The organism is Vibrio sp. 2134-1 (assembly GCF_033339495.1).
Genome location: NZ_JAWOUS010000946.1, coordinates 1 through 520, shown reverse-complemented (window position 1 = coordinate 520; position 520 = coordinate 1). Strand labels below are relative to the sequence as shown.

The 520-nt window shown below is 47.1% G+C and carries 1 pseudogene; it reads right to left on the bottom strand.

The features are described from left to right. A pseudogene (ubiB, locus tag R7R78_RS29405) lies at positions 1 to 520 on the bottom strand (ubiquinone biosynthesis regulatory protein kinase UbiB); the annotation flags it as partial.

Sequence of the window (520 nt, the reverse complement as noted above, 5' to 3'; positions counted from 1 at the left end):
ATCGAAAGCTGCTCATAAGCGTTATCCACCAATATTGCCGAGCATACGACTAAAGTGGCGCCAACGCCAAATAAAAACTTTCCTGTCGCCTGCTGGCGCTTACTTTGGCGATAACCTTGATAAAGCTGATCCATACGCTGGTTCATCGCTTTACCCTGTTTGAGGCTATCGTAAAGTAGCTCCGGCAGTTCCGGCAATTTCTCCGCCCAAAATGGCGCGCGATCTTTGATTGAATTAACCAAAGCTTGCGGGCCCACTTGATTCATCATCCATTCTTCAAGGAATGGCTTTGCGGTCTCCCACAAATCGAGCTGCGGATATAATTGTCTACCAAGCCCCTCAACGTACAGCAGCGTTTTTTGCAGCAGCACTAATTGAGGTTGCACTTCCATATTAAAGCGACGTGCGGTGTTGAACAGGTTCAACAGCACATGTCCAAAGGAGATTTCACACAGTGGCTTAGCAAAAATTGGCTCACACACAATGCGAATCGCGAACTCAAACTCATCGACATTGGTAT